Source organism: Vibrio sp. Vb1337 (assembly GCF_033338715.1).
Lineage (GTDB): Bacteria > Pseudomonadota > Gammaproteobacteria > Enterobacterales > Vibrionaceae > Vibrio > Vibrio alginolyticus.
On record NZ_JAWOTD010000166.1, the window covers coordinates 1 to 1,209 of the forward strand.

Consider the following 1,209-nt stretch of genomic DNA (forward strand, 5'->3'; position numbering starts at 1 on the left):
GGTGTACCTATCACTCCCAGCTCAACCGCTATTTCGCCATTTGGGTCACTAATCACGTCTTGATAAGGATTGTTTTTAGAGCTCAAGTAGTTTTGAGCGGCAGAGTTATTATCTCGATAATTCAAACCAATGATCGGCACTCCCGCATCCGCTATCTGCAGAAGTGTTTCATGTTCTTTCTTACAGATCCCACACCATGACGCCCACACATTCAGCAACTTATAGCCATTGTCTTGAAACAACACCTGAGTGACCTCTTTTCCAGAGATAACCGATACAGCGCTGAAATTTGGAACCATTAGCGTGCTTTCCTTTGCTTGCTCAACGTGGGGACGGTCAGAGAACGCCGCAACGACCACGACTGAAAAGACGGCAACAACAATAAATAACCCGAATAGTTTAGGCATAGTTTTCGGTGACATTCACGGCCCTCTTTCTTTTGCGATACACAGACGTCAGTGCGCCAAACACCGCTATCAAACCGCCTGACCATATCCACCAAATCCCCGCCCGGTACTGAACTTTTATTGCATAAGCGTTTGTGCCAACTTTATCCCCCAACGTCAGATAATAGTCTCCGTGCCATAAACTCAGAATCGCGGGCTCAGTCATGTTCATTACTCGCACGGGATAATGGCGTTTTTCAGGTTGTAATACATAGCGGATCTGATCATCAAGGCGCAAAATGATCCTTGCTTGTTCTGCGGTGTAATTTGGTCCTATTATCCAATCCATACCTTGATAATCGATACCAATGTTTGCTCTTTGATGTGAAACACCAGGCTCTACTCGCAAGTTGTATTGGTACGAGTATTCACTGTTGAAGACAGCTCCTACAACGGCTAAAGAAAAACCGACGTGTGCTAACACCATCTTGATTAGTGGCCCTTTGTTTTCGGCATTCAGCCATAACATAGTGTGCGTAGCAATAACCCAAGCTGCTAAAAATACACTTGTAATTGTCCCAATACGTACAGTATCAACCGACAAGATAAAGACGGCTACGACACCTAAAGCGATAGTACTTGCGAAGGCGAATTGCCCTTTCCAGTTCGCGCACACTCCTTTTGTCCACCGCAAAATTGGCGTCATGGCTAACGCCAACAAAGCGAAAATACTAAGAGGAAATATCAAGCTATTAAAATACGGCGCACCAACAGAGATGTTTCCCAACCCTAGCAATTGATAAATCATCGGGTAGAACGTACC

At 45.1% G+C, this 1,209-nt stretch carries 2 protein-coding genes; both read right to left on the reverse strand.

All coding sequences use genetic code 11. From position 1 onward, the window contains the following. Positions 1-422 (reverse strand): redoxin family protein (locus R7E42_RS24740; RefSeq protein WP_318073196.1); only part of this gene is annotated, 422 nt, incomplete at its 3' end. Beyond that, on the reverse strand, positions 400-1,209 hold an 810-nt coding region (locus R7E42_RS24745; RefSeq protein WP_318073197.1), incomplete at its 5' end, for a cytochrome c-type biogenesis CcmF C-terminal domain-containing protein. The genes R7E42_RS24745 and R7E42_RS24740, both read right to left, overlap by 23 nt.